We start from the raw sequence: 24380 nt of genomic DNA on the forward strand, positions 1-24380 counted from the left end.
ACTAGTCAAATAACTTAAGACTTATTTCGTTAGAAACCTGGCCAGCAACCCACAGGTTGCTGGCCTCCATCAAAGAGACCAACATGATGAAACGAAGCGTGAAAAAAGCCAAATCAGGTCGTATGTTACCTTCATTTTTGGCACTCATATTAGGCAGTGGCTTAGCCTTTAATGCACAAGCCAATACCAGCACTCTTAAAGTGTGTGCAGCCAGTGATGAATTGCCCTACTCAAATAAGCAGCAGGAAGGCTTTGAGAATGAACTGGCAAAAATTCTAGCGGATACCATGGATCGGGAACTAGAGTTCGTCTGGTCCGATAGAGCAGCCATTTTTCTTGTGACAGAAAAGCTGCTTAAAAATCAATGTGATGTTGTCATGGGCGTAGACAAAGGTGATCCTCGTGTCGCGACCAGTGACCCATACTACAAGTCTGGCTATGCCTTTATTTATCCAGCAGACAAAGGTTTGGATATTGAAAACTGGCAAAGCCCAGCATTAAAAGACATGTCTAAATTTGCCATCGTTCCGGGCAGCCCTTCCGAAGTGATGCTGCGTGAAATTGATAAGTATGAAGGCAACTTTAACTACACCATGTCCTTAATCGGTTTTAAGTCACGCCGTAACCAGTATGTACGTTACGCACCCGATTTACTGATATCAGAAGTGGTGTCAGGTAAAGCCGACATTGCTCATATCTGGGCTCCCGAAGCCGCCCGTTATGTGAAATCAGCCTCGGTTCCACTAAAAATGGTGGTATCTGAAGAATTTGCGCCGACCCATGACGGAGAAGGTGTAAGACAACAGTTTGAACAAGCTATCGCCGTACGCAGTGACGATAAAGAACTGTTGAAAGAAATCAATACAGCCTTGCATAAAGCCGATCCTGAGATCAAAGCCGTATTGAAAGATGAAGGCATCCCACTCTTATAACTCTAATAAAAATACTTTTTGTTACTACAGGAAATTTTTTAAATCATGACTAACAAAACATTTTTGCCAAAGAAGATTCGAGGAATCGCACTACTTACTGTCTCGGTACTCTCCGTGGCAATGATTCCTGTCGCTCAATCTCAATTGGTTTTCAGAAATACAGTTACAGGTGATGTCCTGGACTTATCTTTTGGCAAGAAAGGTGAAAAGACAGAAGCTGTTGAGCATTTTCTCAATACCGGTGAAAACCTCTATAACACCGATGAAGAAGCCATCAAATCAGGTGAAAGCTTATTCATGACCGCATGTTCAGGCTGCCATGGACATCATGCTGAAGGCAAGTTAGGGCCAGCATTAGGTGATGATTATTACACCTACCCTAAAAACGCCAATGATAAAGGCTTTTTTGAAACCATTTATGGCGGAGCTCGTAGCATGATGGGGCCGCAATATAACAACCTCACTAAAGATGAAATATTACAAACCATGGCTTGGGTAAGGAGTGTTTATTGGGGGCCAGCAGAAAAAGCAGATTGGTTGACTGAAGAACAAAAAGCCAATTTTGAACCTGCTCCGGTTCCAGAAGACTTCAAAGAAGCTATGGAGAACTTCAAAAAAACTCATTAATTAATGGGTGGTGCGTCGCCATAGTGGCAGCGCACCAATTCATTATGTCGTCGCAACAATAAGGAGAGAAATATGAAACTAAAAACAATCGCTGTGACTTGCTCAGCTCTGATGATGTTATCAGGTGCCAGCGCAGTTATGGCTTATGATGGTACTAAATGTAAAGCACCTGGCGATTGCTGGGAAGCTAAGCCTGGATTCCCAGATAAAATCAAAGGTTCTAAGTACGATCCTAAACACAGTGAAAAAGAACTGAACAAACAAGATGCTGCGTTAAAAGCAATGGAAAAACGCAATGCTGAACGTGTTGAACAGTTCAAAAAAACAGGTAAATGGGTTTATTAATCCGTTACTGAAGCAGACCGGCCTTATTCTCGGGCCGGTCTTTTCTTTTTCTTCCATGTGAAACCACTATGAACCAGCTATCAAATACATCAACGATAGCGATGTCAGATTGGCATGCGCTTATTCGTCAGATGGAAACCAGCATCAATAACACGATTCTCGGTCAGGAACACATTGTCAGATTAATGACCATTGCCACCCTGTCCAGAGGGCATATCCTGCTTGAAGGTGATGTCGGTGTCGGTAAAACGACCTTATTGAAAACGGTAGCCGAATGTCTGGGTGGTAACTTTGAACGGATTGAAGGCACCATCGATCTGATGCCGCACGATCTCGTTTACTACACCTATATTGCCGAAAATGGTAAACCAGGCGTTAGTTCAGGACCGGTTCTGAAACATGGCGATGAACTCTCTATCTTCTTTTTCAATGAGATTAACCGAGCACGGCCACAAGTCCACTCTTTATTATTAAGAATCATGGCTGAACGCAGCGTGCATGCATTTAACCAAACACACTATTTCCCTCATTTGCAGGTGTTTGCTGACCGTAATCGTATTGAAAAAGATGAAACCTTTGAGCTGCCTGCAGCGGCACGTGACCGTTTTATGATGGAACTGCATGTCGAGCAGCCAAAGTCAGAAACACAACTGAAAGATCTGATGTTCAATCCTCGTTTTCATGATGCTGATAAACTGGTTGATTCTGCTGATAAAGCAGTCGTACCGTTTCAGCAGCTGAATGATATTGCGGTTGCCATTCAAGAGCATGTTCACACCAGTGAAAAAGTGCAGGACTATGGCTATCATCTCTGCCGCGCTCTACGTGAACCGGCTGAGTATGGCATTCAAATCACCGATGTGGATACCAACAATATGATCCGTGGTGGTATGGGACCACGCGGTATTAGTTATCTGGCTCGAGGAGCCAAAGTTAATGCCTGGCTGAATGGGCGTGATGCGCTTGTGCCAGAAGATTTCCATATGATCATCCGGCAGATAGCCAAACATCGATTGTTCTTGAATCCTGTCTATGACTATAACCGTGATGATATTGTTGAATCCCTTATCACAGCGGCATTGAATACGATTCAATCACCATGAATCAAACCTTTGATTACAAAACCACTGGCTTGATCAGTGGCTTGATGCTGGGCTCTCATAAAAGCCGGCAGCGTGGTACAGGATCGGATTTCTATAAGAAATCATTATTTTTAGATGAACCAGATACGTCACGTTTGGATTTAAATGCCAGCCTGACTGATCCGTTTGAGTCCCTGCATGTCAAAAGTTACCGACAACGCAGCAAAATCGATGTGATATTACTTATCGATGGCTCATCCTCTATGCTTTATGGCGAGAAAGCGACCTTATTGCATCACGTCTATGAGAGTACCAAAGCCTCTGTCGAAGCCGCTAATGACCGTTTTTCATGTTATCTGCTCAAAGAAAAGCTGGTTAAGCTGGATGATGCGGATGCTCTGACCACAGAATTAACTAACCTCCAGCCCGAGTCTAATCAGGCTGAAGCCACTCAACAAGTTTTTCCGATCTTGCCTGGCAAGCCGGCACTGATATTTTTAGTCTCTGATTTTCACTGGCCGGAAACACAATTGCAGTCATTGCTGACTGTATTGTCAGCCCATTTGGTGGTGCCTATGGTGTTATGGCAATCCAAAGAGTTTCTCGACTTTCCATTATGGCGATTTGTCGAGTTGACTGACCTTGAAACAGGAGCCAGTTCTCTGGTGTTTATCACCCGAGATCAAAAACAAAAAATTCAGCAGCAATATGACGATCGTAAAACCTATCTCACACAACAGTTTCGTCGATTTAATCAACATCCATTTTGGTTGATTGATCAGTATGATGCCAGACAAATGAGTCGATATTTCTCGATGCAGTAGGAACCTTTATGAAGTTTTTCAACACCATTTCACTGCTTTTAGGCTTATTTCTGCTTTCTGCTTTCTGTTCTGCAAAGCCCCATATACCAGGCCAACTTATCAAAATGGATCAAGGACGAAGCTATGGCTTGGTAGTTGGCGATATCATTGAACATCAATACCTGATCGCTATCGATACGGCGTATTCTTTATCCCCCTCATCTCTTCCCGTTGAGGGCGAATTAACCTACTGGCTTGATCTGAATAGCGTCGATATGACTTCCGATCAACAGGGAGCAAAAAAGCTCTATCATCTTACCCTTCGCTATCAAACCTTTTACGCACCTCTCGATGTCCGCAAACTACTTATTCCTGAACAACAATTAGTATTTACTGACAACTCAAATCAGCGATTTGAAATATCACTACCCGAATGGTATTTCACTATGTCGCCGATAAAAGAAGTTGTTTCAAGTGGTGTTGGTAATGATGATGGCAGTCATGGCTTTATGAAGCCCGATATCGCTCCCAGAACGCATTCACTTTTTCGCTATCAATCGCCCATCATCATTTATGGCAGTTTATCTGTGATAGCTTTGCTTATCTGGACTGCGCTCGCAGGATTATTACCCAAGTTCAGTACTTCACCATTTCACAAGGCTAAGCGTCAAATCAAACGCATCAAACGCCAAAAAAATACATCGTCTGAACAGGTGCAACAGGGCATGCAAGCTATGCATGATGCGTTGAATGCGCGAGCCAAACAGACCTTATTTGCCTCACAAATTGATGACTTTATTCATCGACACCCACAATTTAATGAAAGTCGAGGGCAAATAGAAGATTTTTTTCAGCAATCCAGAAGCGTTTTTTTCTTTGATAAAGAAGCTAAACCCACTATTTTGATGGATTGTATCCGTCTATGCGACAGACTCGCAGCCGCGGATAAAGTCGTGCAGAGTAACTCATGAATCTTGCTTTTCATCTGCCTTGGCTGCTGGTTTTATTACCACTCAGCTTATTACCTTTCTTTAACAGTTTGTTTGACAGGCATGCGACTCCCAGCAGACAGCTGATCAAGCTGAATCCACTGACTATTTGGCTTAATCGCTTAATAAAGCTCTCTGCCGCTTTTGCTATAGCGTCAGTCATTATTGGTCTTGCGGGTTTACACAGCCTGGAGCAAACGGTGACACGAACAGGACAAGGTGCCCATATTGTGTTTGTGTTGGATCGTAGTGCCAGCATGAATGAGACCTTTGGTGGTCAAACACCTGATGAAAATGAGCAGTCAAAAGCTCAGGCTGCCAGGCGATTACTATCTGAATTTGTTAATCGTCGACCGCATGATTTATTCGGTGTGGCGGGTTTCAGTACGCAACCATTTTACGTTAGTCCTCTCACTGAACATAAAAGCGCGATTCAGGCCGCAATCAATAGTCTTGAAACACCTGGTTTAGCGTTCACCAACGTCGCTAAAGGTTTAGGAATGGGGCTAAGCTACTTTAAAGACCAACCTCATACCGGTTCTCGCGTGATTGTCCTAGTGTCTGATGGTGCAGCAACCTTAGATCATCGAGCTCAGAAAACCTTGCGTGAATGGTTTGAGCGTTACCGTGTCAGCTTGTACTGGTTCTTTTTACGTACAGAAAATGGGCAAGGCATTTTCACCGAGCCAAAATCACATCGGGATGATAATCCAAGAGTCATGCCTGAACGACATTTACATAAGTTTTTCAATACGTTATCTGTACCCTATCACGCATATGAAGTCGATACCGCCGAATCACTCCAGGCTGCCATTGCAGAGCTGGATGAACTGGAAAGCTTACCATTGATTTATCAGGAAAAACTACCAAAACAAAGTCTGAAAGCTTGGTGTTATGGCTTCGCCTTATTTTTTGTATTACTTCTTGTTGCGGTGAAATTTTTGGAGAAACGCTCATGATGTTGCGTCGTCGTTATATACAACATCTTATGTTGGTGATTAGTCTGTTTTTTCTCACCTTACTGAATCTGCAAATATTGGAAAGACAGCATCAAAAAGCGATTAACGAGGCCATACAACTTTTACAGTCTCCTCGTTTGGTAGAGATGAATGAAATTGATCTGACAGAGCCTGAATTACAGTTTGCTTATGCCCATCATTTGCAACAGCGAGGCATGTTTGAAGACGCGGTTGATGCCTATGGTAAAGCCGAACGTATGAGCTCTCCTGCCATGCTGAAACTGGTTTATTACAATATGGGGAATCTCTATCTAGAGCAGGCGATTGAGACAGCAGAGAAGATGGGAATTGATCGTGCCACAGCACTGGCCGATGTCGCTAAAGATCTCTATAAATCAGCATTAAAAAATGATCCTGAGTTCTGGGCAGCAAAATACAACTATGAAGCAGCGCAGCGACTTTCTCGTGATTTACCTCTTGGTGATTTACAAGAGTCAGGTGAAGCACAAGAAAGCTCCGAAGAATTATGGTCAGCCATGCCCGGCTTCCCCCTCGGTTTGCCTTAGGTTGTTGTTATGAAACGCTTATATGCATTGATAGCCTCTGCAATATTATTGCTTATCGCTATTGTTCTGCCGCCCTTGCCCTTCACCGTGAAAAGCTATGACTTTGTGTTTGTGCTTGATATTACGCGTAGCATGAATGTGCAGGATTATTCCGATAAACAGGGGGGCGCTATCAGTCGCTTAGAAAAAGCCAAAGTGGCTATGCTTCAGGCTGCCAGAAGTTTGCCATGTGGCTCAAAAGTAGGCTTGGCTGTGTTCACCGAACGTGTTCCAGCGCTACTCTATTCACCTATCGAAGTCTGTAATGATTATCCGGTACTTGAGGCCAGTATTGATGCACTTGACTGGCGTATGGCATGGGTCGCTGACAGCAATATCGGACAAGCCCTATATAACACCCGTGAGCTGATGATGAATGACGTTCTTGCAGGAAGTAAGCTGGTGTTTTTCACCGATGGTCATGAAGCACCACCCGTGAATCCACGCTATGCCCCCGATTTCAGTTACCTGGATACCGAAAAGCAAAAAGAAGATTGGAAAGCCGGCATCATCATTGGTGTTGGCGAACTTGGCTTGAGTAAAATCCCGAAATTTGATGAAGACGGTGTGCAGATTGGCTTTTATACCGCTGAAGATGTGCCTCATGCCTCTCGCTTTGGTTTGCCAGAAGACCCAAGTAAAGTAGAAGGATATATCCCTCGTAATGGCCCTTGGGGAACAGCCAAAGTGGTCGGTACTGAACACATGTCCAGTCTCAAACAAGACTATTTAATGGACCTGGCTCAGCAAAATCATATGCTTTATCATCATCTGGAAAACAATGCCGCGCTGGCTAAAGCCCTGCAAAAAAATGACTTTGCTTATGAAGCCAAACAACCCACTCAGTTCAACAATATAGCAGCTGCCCTGGCCTTATTCCTGCTTCTGTATTGCTATCAACCTTTCAGAAAGAAATGGGCTATATAATTTAAATAAGCTACCAAAGCCCCAGTCTTAAAGTTAAGTATATTCAGCCGAAATTCAAGCTGTCTCGCTGCTTGTTCTTCATTTTTGTATTCTGTTTCGTCTGCCCTAATAAAGCTATACATGGCTAACGTAGCTCCGATAAGAAGCACCTGTAGGATTGAGTCGCACAAGGAATTCATCCCCTCTATTAGACAATAGAGGCCCAGCAGCCAATTTCTTTTTTTTATGTTGCTTTAGTCAAGCAAGAAACTCAGTAAGTGAAGAGCTGAAAGCAAGTGCTAGAAAACAAAACTTTAGACGAAAAAAAACCGGAGTAGAACTCCGGCTTTTTTGAATCTTTGGTGGCTATACCTAGATTCGAACTAGGGACCCCATCATTATGAGTGATGTGCTCTAACCAGCTGAGCTATATAGCCATATGAAGCGCGAAATAATACGATATAAATGCTTAAGTTTCAAGTGAAAAGATCATATTTATAACCAGTCACTCAGCTGGATACCAAAACCAATGCTATTGGAGTGTGCGTCATAGTCAATCAGGCTTTCACCATAGCCATTAAACCATTGCACATAACCCTTTACGCGGTCGGTAAGCGGGAAACTCCAGCCCAATTGAACGGCACCATAGTTATCATCAAAATTGAGGTTATTCCGCAGCAAAATATCAAAGCTGTGGTTATCCATCTTATATACAGCGCCAAGTTCAAAGTTACCCATATATTCTTCGATATCAGGGTTATCATCGTCGCTACTGCTATCCGGAATACGCCACCATGGTTTGAATGAGTAATACCAGTCATTGTGCTCAAACACAAAGTCGGTATAGACCCGATTCCAGCTACGTGACAGCGTACCTGCCTGACCGTTTGACTGGTGCACAACACCCGTCCGAATAAGCGAGTTTTTTATACCGAATAATTCATAATTTGTTTTAAACGATAGCCAAGCTTCTGGTTCATGATCTGATTCACGGAAAGGGGATGAGCTGTTTTTATTAAACTGCTGCCAGAATGAGCGATTGGTATAGGCCACATAGGCATCTGCCCGACCATTGAATAGGTCATAGGCAACAGGTAGTTTCAAACTGATTTGAAACTTGGTTTCCCAGGGTTGTAAGTGAATATTGTCACCCGGATAAGCGGTCTCAAAAGGCGCTTCATTCGGCGACGCCATATTATTGCTTAAAATAATGTAATTTGGCTTATGCGGTAATAATACAAACGGGTTTTTGGCTTCTTTCTTTTCCAAAAACAAACGGCGAGTGATCGCAGACTTATCTTCTGTCTCTACACCCGATTCTGTCACTTTGATATCAACAGGCTCAGGTTTAGGTGAGGCTTCTTCGAGTGCTTGTTGAGTGATACTTGATTCACAAAACTGTCTGATATCGCCAACCGGCATGCTATCATCAGCAGTAGCTAATTGGGTGAGCAAGCATTGATTTAACTTATCATCGGCAATGACCATGGGCATATAGCCAACAGTCAGCATTGATAAAAGAAACGAGAGTGATGCCGTCTTCATGGCTTGCCTTTAAAAAGTGAACAACAATTCACGACATCATAGCTCAGAACGCTAAACGTTGAAGCGGAAATGCATGACATCACCGTCTTTGATGACATACTCTTTCCCTTCCAGACGCCATTTACCTGCATCTTTAGCGCCTTGCTCTCCGTTGAATTGCACAAAGTCATCATAACTAATAACTTCAGCACGGATAAAACCTTTCTGGAAGTCAGTATGAATAACGCCAGCGCCTTCTGGTGCTGTCGCGCCAACTTTCACTGTCCAGGCACGAACTTCTTTTACACCCGCAGTAAAATATGTATGCAAACCAAGCAATTCATATCCGGCACGGATGACACGATTCAGGCCAGGCTCGTCTTGTCCGATTTCACTTAAGAACTCGACTTTTTCATCGTCTTCCAGTCCAGCAATTTCTGACTCAATCGCCGCACAGATAACCACTACATTGGCGCTTTCTTGTTCTGCCAATTGTTTCACCGCATCCAATGCCGGATTATTTTCAAACCCATCTTCAGAGACGTTAGCGATATACATGGTCGGTTTGATCGTCAGCAGGTGTAAGTCACGAATCAAGGCTAGTTGATCTTTATCCAAGCCCATAGCCCGGACAGGTTTACCACCATCTAACTCCTCACGCATTTGTGTGAGTAACTCTAATCTTGCTTTCGCCGTTTTATCGCCACTTTTTGCGTCACGTGTGGTTTTAGTGATGGCTTTCTCAACACTTTCTAAATCAGCCAAGGCTAATTCCGTGTTAATTACTTCGATATCATCCAGTGGTGAGACTTTGCCAGATACATGGACGATATTGTCATCTTCAAAACAACGTACCACGTGGGCAATCGCATCCGTTTCACGGATATTGGCGAGGAATTTATTACCTAAACCTTCACCTTTTGAAGCACCAGCAACTAAGCCAGCAATATCAACGAATTCCATGGTGGTTGGCAAAACCCGTTCAGGACTGACAATCGCAGCCAGCTTATCCATTCGAGGGTCAGGGACTGGGACGATGCCAACATTCGGTTCAATGGTACAAAAAGGATAGTTCTGCGCATCGATACCGGCTTCAGTCAATGCATTAAACAAGGTTGATTTGCCAACATTAGGTAAACCGACGATACCGCACTTAAATCCCATGAGAAATCCTATTGTGAATGTAGCCAGTTCATAGCCTTATCCATATTTCCGGATAACACCTCTGGCAAAATACGTAAAACATTATCGATGGCTTGCTCGATCTGTTGACGATCGGTCGGAGAAGGTTTGCTGAGTACATAATCAGAAACCAGTTTGCTATGTCCAGGATGCCCTATCCCCAAACGACAGCGCAGGAATTGCTTGCCACCCGTCTGAGCAATAATATCTCTGAGCCCGTTGTGTCCGCCATGGCCACCATCACGTTTTAATTTAACGGTGCCGGGCGCCAAATCTAATTCATCGTGTATGACGAGAACATTCTCTAATGGAATTTTGAAAAAATTGGCTAATGGCGCGACAGACTGACCGCTTCTATTCATAAATGTCAGCGGTTTTAGCAAATACACTTTATGACCATCCAGAGAGCATTGAACCAGCTCCCCGTGATATCGGTTTTGAACAGTAAAGTTCACACCGAGATCACGAGCAAGCTGGTCCAATAGCCAGAACCCGACATTATGTCGGGTTCCTTCATACTGGGAGCCGGGATTACCTAAACCGGCGATGATCCAGCTCCCCATCTAAAGATTACTCTTCAGTTGCTTCTTCATCACCTTCTGCGTCTTCAGCTTCATCATCCACTGTATGTACGCGAGGCATATGAATGTTAACGACTGCTTGGTCATAAGCAGAACGTTCACCTTCTTCAAGGTGCTCTTCCTGACCGTGTGACAGTGCAGTTAAGCTCACACCTTTAGGCAGGGCGATTTCTGATAAGTGAATCGCTTCATCTAATTCCAGCTTGCTGATATCCACTTCGATGTACTCAGGCAGATCAGCTGGTAAACAAGCAATTTCAACCTCAGTCATCACGTGTGAAACAACACCACCGGCTTTTACGCCTGCTGCTTTTTCTTCACCAATGAAGTGAAGAGGTACAGTCATTGTCATTTCATGTTTCGCATCAACACGCAGGAAGTCAGCGTGAATGATTTTGTTGTCATTGGCAGGGTGACGTTGCAGGTCTTTTAATACAACTTGCTCTTTTTTCTTACCAATGTTCAGCGTCAGAATGTGTGCATAAAATGCTTCTTCAGCTAAATGACGAATGAATTGGTTATGATCTAAAGCGATCGAAACTGGCTCTTTTTCAGCGCCATAAACAACAGCTGGTACTTTACCCGCATGACGAAGGCGGCGGCTCGCACCTTTCCCCTCATCAGTACGCGCTTCAGCTTGTACTTCAAATAAGTTTTCCATTTTTTTCTCCAAAAACAATGGACTTTTGCCCATCAAAAATGCCGCTATTCAAGCGGCGTAAGCCTCCCCCGCGACCAGGTTCGGCACGTAGAAGTCAGCCGAAGCTGACTAATCCATATACAAGGAGCTAACAGACTCCTCGTTACTAATTCTGTACATCGCTTCTGCCAGCATCTCAGCGATGCTTAACACGCGAATTTTTTCACATTCCTGTGCATGTGGTTGCAACGGAATGGTATCGGTCACGACCAGTTCATCGAGTACCGAATTGCTGATATTTTTTATAGCAGGGCCTGATAAAACAGGATGTGTGGAATAGGCAACCACGCGAGTAGCGCCATGTTCTTTCAATGCTGCAGAGGCCGCGCATAATGTTCCAGCCGTATCCACCATGTCATCAATTAACACGCAGACACGTCCATCGACATCACCAATAATATTCATGACTTTGGCTTCATTAGCACGCGGACGACGTTTGTCGATAATAGCTAACTCAACACCAAGATGTTTTGCTAAGGCACGCGCTCTAACCACACCACCCACATCAGGTGAAACCACGACTAAGTCCTGGTATTTGTGTTTCCAGATATCACCCAGTAAGACAGGTGAAGCGTAGACATTATCAACAGGACAATCAAAAAAGCCCTGAATTTGGTCGGCGTGTAAATCGACAGTTAAGACTCGGTCAGCTCCTACGCCAGTCAGCATATTCGCCACGACTTTTGCCGTGATAGCAACACGGGCTGAGCGAGGACGGCGATCTTGTCGAGAATAACCAAAATAAGGCACAACCAAGGTAATACGCTTTGCTGATGCACGACGAATAGCGTCGGTCATCACCATCAGTTCCATCAAATGGTCATTGGTTGGCATACAGGTAGGTTGAACGATAAAGACGTCTTTACCACGTACGTTATCAAGGATTTCAACCATGATTTCGCCATCACTGAATTTTTCCACAGTGGCTTTACCAAGGGAAATATTAAGGAAATTGGCGATGCTTTGAGCCAGCTTACGATTGGCATTACCAGTAAATACCATCATGCGGCTGTCGGCTGTTCGTTGTTGTAACTGGAGAAGTCGGTTTTGTGTCACGGTAGAGGCGCCGAGTTTTCTATCAAAAAAACAAAAGAGTGGCTGGGGTACCAGGATTCGAACCTGGGAATGCTGGGATCAAAACCCAGTGCCTTACCGCTTGGCGATACCCCAACTGACAAAACTCATTCTATCATCTTGCTGTCACATCTGGCTTATTTTTCTGCCAGTGTTCTTGCAGTGAGTGGCGACTGATTACAGCCTTTTGCCACAAAACCCTGCCAGTGTGAAGGCAGTTTATCTATCACGTCTTGTGCTTGTTGCTGACTTTGAAAATCAGCGAAAACACATGCTCCTGTACCAGTCATTCTTGGAGGCGCGTATTGTGCCAACCATTCTAGTGCATTTGCAACTGCTGGATAGTGTTTGACGACTACCGCTTCGCAGACGTTTCTGCCTTCCCCAGAAAGGAAGCGCGGTATTGTGATAGGTTCGCAGTCCCGTGTCAATTCCACTGATGAAAATATTTCTGCCGTAGACACATGACAATCTGGAAAAATCACCGCAAACCAAGGTTCTACCAGGGATATTGGCGTTAAGTCTTCACCGACACCTTCAGCCCAGGCAGCATGTCCCGCGATAAAAATAGGGACATCGGCCCCTAAATTGAGTCCAATTTGCGCTAATTTTTGCTGTGATAAACCACACTGCCAAAGTTGATTGAGAGCGACTAAGGTGGTTGCCGCATTAGAACTTCCGCCACCCAATCCACCACCCATTGGCAATCGTTTGGTGATGGAAATATCCACACCCTGCTCACTATCTGTAAAAGGCTTGAGTAACTTTGCAGCTTTGACAATCAGATTATCTTCGTCTGCTACTTCATCAAAAGTTGTTTTGAGATTTACTTGCCCAGAACGGTTGATATCAAAAAACAAACTATCGCCATAGTCCAGAAACTGAAAAGCGGTCTGGAGGTTATGGTAACCATCCTCTCTTCGTCCGGTGATGTGCAAAAATAAGTTTAATTTTGCCGGCGCTGGCCATGCTTTCACTCAGGTCGACTCCAATCAGCAATGATTAATCTAATATTCAAATCCGGGTGTTTGATAAAAATTTTGGCCGGCACAACCATACCATCAAAAGGTACATAACGCAGATATTCAATCTGCCAACCGGCTTGCTGTAAGGTTTTTAAGCGTCCGTTTTCATCCAGCTCATACTCATCAACCGCCACCTTTTGATATGGCACACCTCTCACCCAGTCCCGTAATGCACTGACAGGTAACAGCCAGCCTAAGGTTTTGGCTAATAACTGCTCGGGCGTTTGTGCTGAATATTGCTCACCATCATCCAGCGTCAATGTGACTTGTTCGTCATCCCCAACTAACTCCGCCCCACCTTGAGAGAAAGGACCGGTGAGTTTGATATCGAAATCTTCACCTTGTTGTTGCCAGCTAATGCCTGCATTCCAGCCTTCACGCCCCTGAGTGATGGCAGTACGGCCTCTAAAACGCCAGTCTTTCAGTGAAGCTATTTCTGTCTGCTGCATTTGCCATCGTTGCTCTGGCGACTCTGTCGTTTTAGGTTGCCATAATGGCGCGCAGGCAGTGAGTAATAGACTCAGTCCGGCTAACCAAACTAATCTCATTGGCCAAACCTGCGCATCGTTTCAATCAGAAGTTTATTATCAGGATCCTGCAATAAACCTTTATCCCAGATGTCTTTAGCTTCTCTTTTTTTACCACGTTGCCACAGCACTTCACCTAGATGCGCAATAAACTCAGGGTCAGGATTAGCTTCAGTGGCTTCTCGCAGATATTTTTCTGCTTTCGCTAAGTCGCCTAGTCGGTAATAGACCCAGCCCAGACTATCGAGGTAAAAAGGATCACCAGGCTTCAGTTCTAAAGCACGTTGAATCAACTTTAATGCTTCCTGATGACGATCCGTACGATCGGTTAAGGTATAACCCAACGCGTTTAATGCTTGAGAATTGTTGGGATCGTTGGCCAGAATTTGTTTTAGATCAGCTTCCAACACATCTAACTTATCCAGCGACTCAGCAATCATGGCCCGACTGTATAAAGCGTCTTCATTTTTCGGGTAGTGTTTGATGGCTTTTGTTAATAAGTCAAAAGCCTCCTGCTTCATATCTTGATCGCGCAGCAAGCTGGCTTCAAATAAATAGTATTGCAGTTCTTTATTCGGTAACTGTTTTCTCAACTGGGCCAGATGCTCACGTGCTTTTTCAATATCATCACGCCCTAATAACAGGTTGATGTAATGTGTCTGCGCCAAATCAAAACGACTACTTTGCACAGGTACAGAGGCAAACCAGACCAGCGCAGCATCCACATTGGCATTTAATTCTTCTGCAATGCCCATGAAATAAGCGGCTTGATTCGTCGGATCGCCGAGTTGCAGTAAATCACTGAAATATGACTTTGCTTTTTCGCCATCTTTCTCTTCCAGCGCGAGCAATCCAAGCGCAAACAACACATCACGGTTTTCAGGATTATCTGCCTGAATCGATTCAAAGATAGTGCGTGCTTTATCCAGTTGACCGTCATCACCTAATAATTTGCCATAGGTAAAACGTAGTTCATCACTGGCATCCTCTTTTGCTGCAGGTTTGGCCAGCAGTTTGATACCGTCTTTGGTTTGTCCTAAACGCTGTAATGTGTCAGCTTTCAGTACAAGATAACTTTCATTATCAGGGTCAGCTTTTAACAAAGGATCAATTTCAGCCAATGTAATCGGATACTGCTGATAGAAGAAAACTAAACGTGCATAGGCGTAATGCGCATCTGGATGGCCTTGTTGATAAAGGTCTAACTTCTGCAGCGAGGCAAGCGCTTCTTCCGGTGGCGCTACTTCCGCCAGGTTCTCTGTCGCTCTGACTAGATACACTTTTTGATTTTCCGGCGCGAGTGACAATGCTTTATTGATGGCCTGAACTGCACCGTCATAATCTTTCTGCATCATCAGAAATGGCGCGCGCATCATGTAAACATCAGCATTGTTAGGATCGACTTCCAACCAGCGATCTAATGCATGACTAATTCTTTCTTCGTTTCTGGATAAGGTGGCGACTTGTGCACTTCTGCTCGCCAGTTTTGGTGACTTGACCATATCCGCAGCACGTTCATAAAGCTCAACCGCCGCACCCACTTCACCACGCTGTCCCGCCACTTCCGCAGTAAGGATGTAGTACATCAGTTCAGGTGACATTGGCATAGTCACTTCCGGCTTTTTCTCCTCTTTTACTTCGGGAGCAGCCTTAACAACTTTTTGCGTCTCATCAACTGTGGCTTGAGTTTGCTGTGCGGGGGTTGCAGCACAGGCAGTCATAAGAGAGGTAAGTCCGATCAGAGCAAAATATTTAGTACGTTGCCCTACATTCATCATGAATGATTTCGTTGAATCCATATTAAAACGACCTGAACGTTTGATTTTGATAGAATGGCGAATTGTTTTCACTAAATAACAGACGATTGTAATAATGGCTGTAAAGTTTAACAGCATTTAATAACGACTTTTTCTTAATATGCATCTTGTCACCTATGGCATCAACCACAATACTGCTCCGGTTCATATCCGTGAGCTTTTTGCGTTTGATGCGAGCATGCTTCCAGCAGCTTTATCCAAATTACATGAAGATGATTCCATACTTGAAGTCGTTATTCTGTCGACCTGCAATCGTACTGAAATCTATTGTTGTATCGATGGAGAGTCTGACAACCAGATCCTCGCTTGGTTGCATGACTATCATCAGCAGGAAGAGGGGGCCATCACCCCATACCTTTATCATTACCAACAAGCCGATGCGATCAGACACCTGATGCGAGTCGCCTGTGGATTAGACTCCATGGTGCTGGGCGAACCACAAATACTCGGTCAGTTAAAAGACGCTTACAGCCAATCACTCAATGCCAACACCCTGGGGAAATCATTAGGTCGCTTATTCCAACACGCATTTGCTGTCGCTAAACAAGTCCGTACCGATACGGCTATCGGTAATAGCCCGGTCTCGGTCGCCTTTGCGGCAGTCAGTCTGGCCAAACAAATTTTCAGTGAACTGGCTGACTCTACCGCTTTACTAATCGGCGCCGGCGAAACCATCGAACTAGTCGCACGTCATCTTTATGATAACGGTATCAAGCGCATCATCATCGCAAACCGTACGATTGAACGCGCGCACAATCTCGCCACACAAGTCGATGGTTATGCCATCAGCCTCAGTGAACTACCTGCTCACTTAGCAGAAGCCGATATTGTCGTCAGCTCCACGGCCAGCCAGCTACCAATTCTGGGCAAAGGGGCAGTAGAAAGAGCCTTAAAAGTCCGTAAACGTAAACCCATCTTCATGGTCGATATTGCCGTACCACGGGATATTGAAGCGGAAGTGGGATTATTAGATGATATCTACCTTTACTGTGTGGATGATTTAAAAGAAATCATTGAAGAGAATTTACAATCTCGTCGTGATGCAGCCTTACAGGCGGAAGAAATTATCGACACACAAGTGGATCATTTTCAGGCATGGCTAAGAACACAAGATGCCGTCCCTGTAATTAGAGCCATACGTGATAATGCTGAAGAGATAAGTAAGCATTCACTAGAAAGAGCAATAAAACAACTTGAGCAAGGCATGCCTGCTGAACAGGCCATGACTGAACTCGCTCGTACACTGACCAACCGCTTACTGCATGAACCGAGTCGCCAACTCCGTCATTCCGGATTTGATGAAGAAGGACAGTTACTCAATGCAGCGCGACGTCTGTTTAATATCAAGGATCCCAAGTGAAAGATTCGATCAAACATAAACTAGAATCCCTCGTTGATCGTCATGAAGAAATTAGTGGTCTGCTCGCTGATCCTGACACCATGGCCGATCAAAATAAGTTCCGGTCACTGTCACAGGAATACGCGCAATTAGAGCCTGTTGTCAGCAACTTTAATGCTTATCGCCGCACAATCGACGCATTGGAAGATGCCAAGCTGATGCTGGATGAAGATGATGCTGAAATGCGCGAAATGGCAAAAGACGAAATTAATACGGCAGAAGAGAAGCTCGAAGAACTCGAACTCACCCTGCAAAAATTATTACTGCCTAAAGATCCGAATGATCAACGCAATATCTATCTGGAAATTCGTGCTGGAACGGGTGGTGATGAAGCAGCCATTTTCTCTGGTGATTTATTCCGTATGTACACTAAATATGCTGAGTCTCGTCGCTGGAAAGTTGAAGTCATTAATGCACAAGAAGGCGAGCATGGCGGCTATAAAGAAGTCATTTGTCGCGTCGTCGGTGAAGGTGCGTATTCTCGCCTGAAGTTCGAATCAGGTGCTCACCGTGTACAACGGGTTCCGGAAACCGAATCACAAGGCCGTATTCACACCTCGGCTTGTACTGTTGCTATTCTCCCAGAAGCAGATGAGATTGATGAAGTTGATATCAATCCAGCGGATTTAAAAGTCGATACCTACCGATCTCAGGGTGCCGGTGGTCAGCACGTTAACACCACGGATTCTGCGGTACGTATCACGCACATTCCAACCGGTATCGTCGTCGAATGTCAGGAAGAGCGTTCACAGCATAAAAACCGTGCCAAAGCGATGTCAGTGTTACAAGCACGCATCATGGCTGCGCAGGTAGAAAAACAAGCTGCCGAAGAAGCTCAAACGCGGAAGTCACTGGTGGGTTCAGGTGACCGAAGTGAACGGATTCGTACTTATAATTATCCTCAAGGACGTGTCACTGATCACCGCATCAACTTAACCTTATACAAACTGGTTGAAATCATGGAAGGTGAACTGGAACAAGTCATTGAACCACTGATCAACGAATACCAGGCGGATCAGCTCGCCGCCTTATCCGGCGAGTCTTAAATCCAGTCGCGTGGTGGCAGAAAGTCCGTGTATAAACGGGCTTCTGCTGATCCGGCTTCCGGAATCCAGTGATAACGCCATTTCACCAATGGTGGCAGTGACATCAGAATCGATTCAGTACGACCCCCCGACTGCAATCCAAACAATGTACCGCGGTCATACACCAGATTAAACTCAACATAACGACCACGACGATAGAGTTGAAAATCGCGCTCGCGCTCACCAAATTCGGCATCTTTTCGTTTTTGCACAATCGGTGCGTAAGCTTTGATATAACTGTCTCCGACTGACTGCATAAATGCAAAGCAACGCTCAAAGCCCCACTCATTCAAATCATCAAAAAACAAACCACCGACGCCACGACACTCATCACGATGTTTCAGGTAAAAATACTCATCACACCATGATTTAAAGCGTGCATAAACATCATCACCAAATGGATCACATGCAGCTTTAGCCGTGGTATGCCAGTGAATCACATCCTCTTCATTGCCGTAATAAGGTGTTAAATCATAGCCACCACCAAACCACCAGATAGGGGCTTCGCCTTCTTTTTCTGCGATAAAAAAGCGGACATTAGCATGTGATGTGGGCACATAAGGATTATGAGGATGAATCACCAGCGACACACCCATTGCTCGAAAGCTTCGACCCGCTAACTCTGGACGGCTGGCCGTAGCTGAAGCCGGTAAATTATCACCACTCACTTCAGAAAAATTGACACCACCCTGCTCAAACACCGCACCATTGCTTAAAACTCGTGTGCGACCACCACCGCCCGTTTCACGTTTCCAGTCATCAATTTCAAACGAGGCTTCACCATCAATTAATTCAAGTTCATTGCATATACTTTCTTGTAGGCGAAGTAGATACTCACGAACGGCATTAATATCGGGTGTACTCATCGTAAAATTTCTCCTGTTCGTGCGTCTCTGATTTGGCTGGGTTTACTCGCGCCGCCCAAGCTGCCAGGTAAAACATAATCCAATTCAGGTAACTGCCAACGCACCTGATGCACATTCATCGCTGGTCGTAATCCGTTTATATTGGCACTGGTCGACACAATCGCACCACCAAAAGCCTCACATAAAGCGCGCGTTTGTGGATGTGCGGTTACCCGCACGGCAATGGTGTCATGCAAACCTGTCAGTAACATCGAGACTTCTTCACGAACGGGCAGTAACCAGGTAACCGGACCGGGCCAGGTTTTATTCAACTCAGCTAACACTGAAGCTTCAACGGGCTGAATAAAATCTTGTAACTGATTAAAATCAGAAGCAATCAGAATAAGACCTTTATGCCAGGGGCGCTGTTTCAGTTCTAATAAACGTAATAAGGCTTCTTCATCCCAGGGATCACATCCCACACCAAACACAGCCTCTGTCGGGTAGCCAATAACGCCACCTGCATTCAGTGTTTTTACTGCTTCTCGTAACCGCAACGTATCTGCCATCTTCTCACCTCTATTCAGCCGTATTAAGTGAAAACCAAATTTCGCTCAATAAAAAGGGGTTAACCAGTAACCCCTTTTTACATTCTCAAACCGTGAGTTTAGCCCTGCTCACGTGCCACAGCGCGATAAGCGATATCAGTCCGGAAATACGCATCATCCCACTTAATATGACTCAATGCGTCATACGCTGATTTTTGCGCTTCAGCCACAGTATTGCCCAGTGCCGTGACACATAACACGCGACCGCCAGCCGTGACGACATTATCACCCTGACTCGCTGTACCTGCATGGAAGACTTTACTGCCATTTTGTTCGGCGTCTGCAATACCCGTAATCACATCACCTTTACGGTAACTATCTGGATAGCCTCCGGCCGCCATCACTACCCCAATGGCCGCACGCGAATCCCACTCAGCTTCGACTTCGTTTAAACGCTTGTCTAATGCCGCTTCACATAATGTGACTAGGTCCGACTGTAAACGCATCAAAATCGGCTGAGTTTCTGGGTCACCAAAACGGCAGTTATATTCAACTACGCGTGGCGCGCCTGCTTCATCAATCATAAGACCCGCATACAAAAAGCCAGTGTAAGGACGACCATCAGCCGCCATGCCTTTCACAGTTGGCTCAATCACTTCGGTCATAATGCGTGTAAACACCTCATCGGTGACCACAGGTGCAGGAGAATAAGCGCCCATACCGCCAGTATTAGGGCCTTTATCGCCATTGTCGCGAGCTTTGTGATCTTGTGATGTCGCCAATGGCAAAATATGTTCGCCATCCACCATCACGATGAAACTGGCTTCTTCACCTGTCATAAACTCTTCAATGACCACACGGCTACCGGCATCACCAAAGGCATTGCCAGACAGCATATCTTCAACCGCTGAAATAGCTTCGGCTTCGGTCATCGCCACAATCACGCCTTTGCCCGCAGCCAGACCATCGGCTTTAACAACAATGGGGGCGCCCTGCTCTTGAATATAAGCTTTGGCTTCATCCACCTGCGTAAATACTTGATAAGCCGCGGTTGGAATTTGATGACGAGCGAGGAAATCTTTAGTGAAGCTTTTTGAGGCTTCTAATTCTGCCGCCGCTTTTGATGGACCAAAACAACGTAAACCGGCAGCTTCAAAGGCATCAACCACACCCATGGTTAACGGCACTTCCGGCCCCACCACGGTTAAATCAATCGCGTTGTCCTGAGCAAATTTCACCAGCCCGGCGATATCTTCGACTTTGATATCCACATTGCTGATATTGCTTTCACTGGCGGTGCCGGGATTACCCGGTGCCACAAAAACCTGAGAACACTTTGGAGATTGATTCAGTTTCCAGGCGAGAGCATGTTCGCGCCCACCGCTACCGATGACTAATACTTTCATAGATGATTGCCGGAGATGCTAAAAAAGAGGCTAATAATACCGTAGATAACCGCTTTTCCAAACCACCAAAATGGATGATTTATATAGGCAAAGCGATTCTTTTTCTCAAGCAATCCGTCAGCAGCCAGTGCTAGCTTTGATCCAGGTCAAGATCTGTTCGGATAATAAAACAGCTTAAATCCTCGCTGGTTATACTTTGCGCACATTATTTAGGAATAAAACCATGACTGATGCGATTGAATTTAATGAAGGATTAATCCGCCGTTACGACAAAGCTGGCCCGCGTTATACCTCCTACCCGACAGCTGTCGAATTTCATCATGGTTTTACGGCCGACACATACGCTCAACATATTGCTTTATCTAATCAGCGTGGAGGGCCTCTGTCTTTGTATTTCCATGTGCCTTTCTGCGATACCGTTTGTTTCTATTGCGCCTGCAATAAAATCATTACTAAAAACCGCCAGCATGCTCAGCCTTACTTAGAAAACCTGTATGAAGAAATCCGTATGCAGGCTGAACTGTTTGACTCAAATAGAGTAGTAGAACAACTGCACTGGGGCGGTGGCACGCCTACATTTTTAACCCATCAGCAAATGCGTGAACTGATGGCGCACACACGTCAGCACTTCACCTTAGCGGATGATGACAAGGGTGAGTTTTCGATTGAAATCGATCCCCGCGAAGCTGATGACGCCACCATAAAACTATTAAGAGAGCTTGGCTTTAACCGCATCAGCCTGGGTTTGCAGGACTTCAACCCTAAGGTGCAGAAAGCCGTTAACCGTATTCAAACCGAAGAACAAACATTCTCGATTTTAGATGCCGCCCGCCGTGAAGGCTTTCGCAGTATCAGCCTGGATCTGATCTACGGTCTGCCCCATCAAACCGTAGAAAGCTTCAGCGAAACGTTAGATAAAGTGATTGCTGCCAGTCCTGATCGTTTGTCCGTGTTCAACTACGCTCACATGCCTGATCTATTTAAAACACAACGGCAAATTGCTACAGCTGACATTCCACTACCACAGGTGAAATTACAGATTCTGCATCGTACCATCGATAAACTGACCGCCGCAGGTTATGTATATATAGGCATGGATCACTTTGCCAAACCAGACGATGAGCTGACCCTAGCTCAACAAAACAAACAGCTGTATCGCAACTTTCAGGGTTACTCGACTCGTGCTGAGTGTGATCTGATTGGTTTTGGTGTGACCTCCATTGGCAAAGTTGGTGATGCCTATGTACAAAATGTGAAAACGCTGCCGGAATATGATGAAGCGATTAAGGCGGGCAAGTTGCCGGTCTTACGTGGTGTTGAGCTGGATGACGATGATAAATGTCGTCGCGACATCATCACTCGTCTTATCTGTGATTTTGCTCTGGATATTCCCGCTATCGAAAAAGCTTACAACCTCAACTTCAACGAGTATTTTGCTGACGCCATTGAAGACCTAGAACAATTTGCCCAAGACGGCCTGTTGCAGTATAAATGGGACTCTATAGAAGTCTTACCCGCCGGCCGCTTGTTAATTCGTAATATCTGCATGGTGTTTGATAAATACAGTCAACAAGCAAGGCAGCGATTTTCCAAAGTTATATAGGGCACATGCTGGAAAAACTCCGACAGTACTTCATCTTTGGTCGATTGGGCGTCAAGCTGTATGTGCTTGCTGTCATTACCGGATTACTGTCGAGTCTCGCCATTATTCTGCTGCGCCTGACCATTGATTTTGGTCAAATGGCCCTGTTCCCCTCTGGCGAAGTGGAAAGTTACGACTCATTACCCTGGTACTGGTTACTGGCACTTCCCATTATCGGCAGTCTACTGATTGGGCTGTTATTTCGCGGACTGGATGCAGAGCAACGTAACACTGGTATTTTGCATGTTATCGAACGGCTCTCCTCCTATGAAGGCCGGCTTCCGTGGCAAAATGCCGTCCGGCAATTTATTGGTACCAGTATCGCTATCATTACCGGCCATTCTGTCGGTCGTGAAGGACCAGGTGTGCATCTGGGCGCTGCCAGCGGCAGTTTGCTTGCAAGCGGATTAGAGCTCCCAAACAACAGTGTACGTATTCTGGTTGCTTCTGGCTCTGCCGCCGCCATAGCTGCATCCTTTAATACGCCCATCGCTGGTGTGATCTTCGCGATGGAAGTCATCATGATGGAATACCACATTGCCAGTTTTATTCCGGTCATTCTGGCAGCGGTAACCGGTGCAGTGGTCTGTCGATTAACGTTTGGTGACGATACGGTTTTTGTTAACCTTGCCTCCGAAATGCAGTCCTTATGGGAGCTGCCCTATATTATTTTTCTCGGCATCATTATTGGTTTTTTAGCCACCTTATCTTTAAAAAGCCTACAATTGTTTTCCGGCACCTTTAGTAAACATCCTGCTTGGTTACGTCCAACCTATGCCGGTATTTTAATGGGTGTGTTTGGCATGGCCGTGCCTGAAGTGATGGGCATGGGCTACGGCATTATTGGCAGTATCTCCGCTAATGAAATCGCGATTGGCAGCCTGGTCATTATCCTGGTGCTGAAACTTGTCCTGTCCTCTGCTTGTGTGGGTTTTGGTATCCCCGCAGGTATGGTCGGCCCCACCATGGTCGTGGGTGCATGTGCTGGTGCGATCCTGGGTTATATCGGTAATTTAGCCTTACCGGAATATGCCTCTTCCATGACCTTTTATGCCGTTATCGGTATGTGTGCGATGATGTCTGCCACACTCAAAGCCCCACTTGCGGCTTTAATGGCGATGCTGGAATTAACCGGTAATCCGGAAATCATCCTGCCGGGGATGCTGGCGATTGTATTCTCCAGTTTGATTATTCATGACTACTTCAAGCTTGATGCCTTATTTGTCAGCATTCTTCGCTATCGTGGCCTCGACTTTCAAAATGACCCCATCTCACAAGCATTACGTAAGATCAGTGTGGGCGCGGCCATGCAACGTAACTTTGTCACGTTAAATCAAACCATCAGCGCCCAAATGGCCATGCAAACCTTAAAAAACAGCCCCGAATGGATCATTATTACCCGCGATCGCATTCCGGTGGTAATGATGCCTGCCAGTGATCTGGCCAGAGCTGTCAGCGTCAAAGACATGGGTGAAAATACCGAAATCGACTTAATGCAAATTCCCGGCACACGTCGAGATGTACACAAAATTTCCTTACATACCAGTTTGTTCGAAGCACACCGGGCCCTGAATGAACATCATGTAGAAGCGCTTTACGTCAGCCGTCAGAACGCACCAATGATTGAACGAATCTACGGCATTCTGACTCGTGAAATGATCGAAGCCCACTACCAATTACCTAAATCTGTAACAAAATAGTAAAAAGGGTAGTGAACAAATCGAAAATCTTCGTTATAATGTGCGGCTTGTTGCCCAGGTGGTGAAATTGGTAGACA

24 protein-coding genes and 2 tRNA genes are annotated in these 24380 nt (G+C 45.3%); 13 read left to right on the plus strand and 13 right to left on the minus strand.

Annotation, left to right across the window (positions count from 1 at the left end; translation table 11 throughout):
* Nucleotides 1–83: 83 nt before the first annotated feature.
* The 9 genes from moxJ (at nt 84) to B3014_RS05080 (ending at nt 7269) form a co-directional block, all read left to right on the plus strand.
* The gene (gene moxJ / locus B3014_RS05040; protein WP_289243714.1) at nt 84–932 is read left to right on the plus strand and encodes a methanol oxidation system protein MoxJ; all 849 of its coding nucleotides are present in this window, start codon (nt 84–86) and stop codon (nt 930–932) included.
* 45 nt (nt 933–977) lie between these two features.
* Nucleotides 978–1559: a cytochrome c(L), periplasmic gene (gene moxG, locus B3014_RS05045; protein ID WP_289243713.1), complete on the plus strand. Its 582-nt coding sequence runs from the start codon at nt 978–980 to the stop codon at nt 1557–1559.
* A 72-nt stretch (nt 1560–1631) separates the two neighbouring features.
* Nucleotides 1632–1904 (plus strand): methanol dehydrogenase, encoded by a 273-nt coding sequence (locus B3014_RS05050; protein ID WP_286305796.1) that lies wholly within the window; start codon nt 1632–1634, stop codon nt 1902–1904.
* A 68-nt stretch (nt 1905–1972) separates the two neighbouring features.
* A complete protein-coding gene (locus B3014_RS05055) occupies nt 1973–3007 on the plus strand; it encodes an AAA family ATPase (RefSeq protein ID WP_289243712.1) in 1035 nt (344 codons plus the stop codon).
* Entirely contained in the window at nt 3004–3810 is an 807-nt protein-coding gene (locus B3014_RS05060) for a hypothetical protein (protein ID WP_289243711.1), read from the plus strand. Before B3014_RS05055 ends, B3014_RS05060 begins: the two co-directional genes overlap by 4 nt.
* A gap of 8 nt (nt 3811–3818) precedes the next feature.
* Nucleotides 3819–4760 (plus strand): hypothetical protein, encoded by a 942-nt coding sequence (locus B3014_RS05065; RefSeq protein ID WP_289243710.1) that lies wholly within the window; start codon nt 3819–3821, stop codon nt 4758–4760.
* On the plus strand, nt 4757–5737 hold the full coding sequence (locus tag B3014_RS05070) for a vWA domain-containing protein (RefSeq protein ID WP_289243709.1): 981 nt from the start codon (nt 4757–4759) through the stop codon (nt 5735–5737). Before B3014_RS05065 ends, B3014_RS05070 begins: the two co-directional genes overlap by 4 nt.
* Nucleotides 5734–6303 carry an MxaK protein gene (locus B3014_RS05075; RefSeq protein WP_289243708.1) on the plus strand — a complete coding sequence of 190 codons (570 nt, stop codon included), beginning with the start codon at nt 5734–5736 and terminating at the stop codon, nt 6301–6303. The genes B3014_RS05070 and B3014_RS05075 overlap by 4 nt, the downstream gene beginning before the upstream one ends.
* A gap of 9 nt (nt 6304–6312) precedes the next feature.
* The gene (locus B3014_RS05080; protein ID WP_289243707.1) at nt 6313–7269 is read left to right on the plus strand and encodes a vWA domain-containing protein; all 957 of its coding nucleotides are present in this window, start codon (nt 6313–6315) and stop codon (nt 7267–7269) included.
* Between the two features lie 339 nt (nt 7270–7608).
* Here the strand turns inward: B3014_RS05080 and B3014_RS05085 are convergent.
* From B3014_RS05085 to B3014_RS05130, 10 genes are all read right to left on the minus strand, one after another.
* A tRNA-Met gene (locus B3014_RS05085) sits at nt 7609–7685 on the minus strand.
* A gap of 58 nt (nt 7686–7743) precedes the next feature.
* The gene (locus B3014_RS05090; protein WP_289243706.1) at nt 7744–8793 is read right to left on the minus strand and encodes a phospholipase A; all 1050 of its coding nucleotides are present in this window, start codon (nt 8791–8793) and stop codon (nt 7744–7746) included.
* 51 nt (nt 8794–8844) lie between these two features.
* Nucleotides 8845–9936: a redox-regulated ATPase YchF gene (ychF, locus tag B3014_RS05095; protein ID WP_286305805.1), complete on the minus strand. Its 1092-nt coding sequence runs from the start codon at nt 9934–9936 to the stop codon at nt 8845–8847.
* A gap of 8 nt (nt 9937–9944) precedes the next feature.
* The gene (gene pth / locus B3014_RS05100; protein ID WP_286305806.1) at nt 9945–10517 is read right to left on the minus strand and encodes an aminoacyl-tRNA hydrolase; all 573 of its coding nucleotides are present in this window, start codon (nt 10515–10517) and stop codon (nt 9945–9947) included.
* A gap of 7 nt (nt 10518–10524) precedes the next feature.
* Complete coding sequence (locus B3014_RS05105) at nt 10525–11196, minus strand: 50S ribosomal protein L25/general stress protein Ctc (RefSeq protein WP_286305807.1); 672 nt, start codon at nt 11194–11196, stop codon at nt 10525–10527.
* Nucleotides 11197–11304: 108 nt separating this feature from the next.
* Nucleotides 11305–12240: a ribose-phosphate diphosphokinase gene (locus tag B3014_RS05110; protein ID WP_286306080.1), complete on the minus strand. Its 936-nt coding sequence runs from the start codon at nt 12238–12240 to the stop codon at nt 11305–11307.
* 90 nt (nt 12241–12330) lie between these two features.
* Nucleotides 12331–12405 (minus strand) — tRNA-Gln (locus tag B3014_RS05115).
* A 41-nt stretch (nt 12406–12446) separates the two neighbouring features.
* Nucleotides 12447–13286, minus strand: coding sequence for a 4-(cytidine 5'-diphospho)-2-C-methyl-D-erythritol kinase (ispE, locus tag B3014_RS05120; protein WP_289243705.1), 840 nt, complete (start codon nt 13284–13286; stop codon nt 12447–12449).
* On the minus strand, nt 13283–13882 hold the full coding sequence (lolB, locus tag B3014_RS05125; protein ID WP_289243704.1) for a lipoprotein insertase outer membrane protein LolB: 600 nt from the start codon (nt 13880–13882) through the stop codon (nt 13283–13285). Before lolB ends, ispE begins: the two co-directional genes overlap by 4 nt.
* Nucleotides 13879–15660: a tetratricopeptide repeat protein gene (locus B3014_RS05130; protein WP_289243703.1), complete on the minus strand. Its 1782-nt coding sequence runs from the start codon at nt 15658–15660 to the stop codon at nt 13879–13881. The genes lolB and B3014_RS05130 overlap by 4 nt, the downstream gene beginning before the upstream one ends.
* 118 nt (nt 15661–15778) lie before the next feature.
* On the opposite strand from B3014_RS05130, the gene hemA reads away from it, so the two are divergent.
* Together hemA and prfA are read left to right on the plus strand one after the other, a co-directional pair.
* Nucleotides 15779–17038, plus strand: a complete 1260-nt coding sequence (gene hemA / locus B3014_RS05135) for a glutamyl-tRNA reductase (RefSeq protein WP_289243702.1) — start codon at nt 15779–15781, stop codon at nt 17036–17038.
* Nucleotides 17035–18123 carry a peptide chain release factor 1 gene (gene prfA, locus B3014_RS05140; RefSeq protein WP_289243701.1) on the plus strand — a complete coding sequence of 363 codons (1089 nt, stop codon included), beginning with the start codon at nt 17035–17037 and terminating at the stop codon, nt 18121–18123. Before hemA ends, prfA begins: the two co-directional genes overlap by 4 nt.
* Here the strand turns inward: prfA and hemF are convergent.
* The 3 genes from hemF to purD all read right to left on the minus strand — a co-directional run bounded on the left by hemF (nt 18120) and on the right by purD (nt 20961).
* The gene (hemF, locus tag B3014_RS05145; RefSeq protein WP_289243700.1) at nt 18120–19028 is read right to left on the minus strand and encodes an oxygen-dependent coproporphyrinogen oxidase; all 909 of its coding nucleotides are present in this window, start codon (nt 19026–19028) and stop codon (nt 18120–18122) included. The genes prfA and hemF overlap by 4 nt on opposite strands.
* Nucleotides 19025–19576, minus strand: coding sequence for a Sua5/YciO/YrdC/YwlC family protein (locus tag B3014_RS05150; RefSeq protein ID WP_289243699.1), 552 nt, complete (start codon nt 19574–19576; stop codon nt 19025–19027). Before B3014_RS05150 ends, hemF begins: the two co-directional genes overlap by 4 nt.
* Before the next feature lie 98 nt (nt 19577–19674).
* A complete protein-coding gene (gene purD / locus B3014_RS05155; protein ID WP_289243698.1) occupies nt 19675–20961 on the minus strand; it encodes a phosphoribosylamine--glycine ligase in 1287 nt (428 codons plus the stop codon).
* 223 nt (nt 20962–21184) lie between these two features.
* Here purD and hemN point away from each other — a divergent pair, with 223 nt between their 5' ends.
* Both hemN and B3014_RS05165 read left to right on the plus strand, forming a co-directional pair.
* Nucleotides 21185–22564, plus strand: coding sequence for an oxygen-independent coproporphyrinogen III oxidase (gene hemN, locus B3014_RS05160; RefSeq protein ID WP_289243697.1), 1380 nt, complete (start codon nt 21185–21187; stop codon nt 22562–22564).
* A 5-nt stretch (nt 22565–22569) separates the two neighbouring features.
* Nucleotides 22570–24303 carry a chloride channel protein gene (locus B3014_RS05165; RefSeq protein ID WP_289243696.1) on the plus strand — a complete coding sequence of 578 codons (1734 nt, stop codon included), beginning with the start codon at nt 22570–22572 and terminating at the stop codon, nt 24301–24303.
* The last annotated feature ends 77 nt before the right edge of the window (nt 24304–24380 follow it).

The organism is Methylophaga sp. UBA678 (assembly GCF_002299105.1).
Classification (GTDB): domain Bacteria; phylum Pseudomonadota; class Gammaproteobacteria; order Nitrosococcales; family Methylophagaceae; genus Methylophaga; species Methylophaga marina.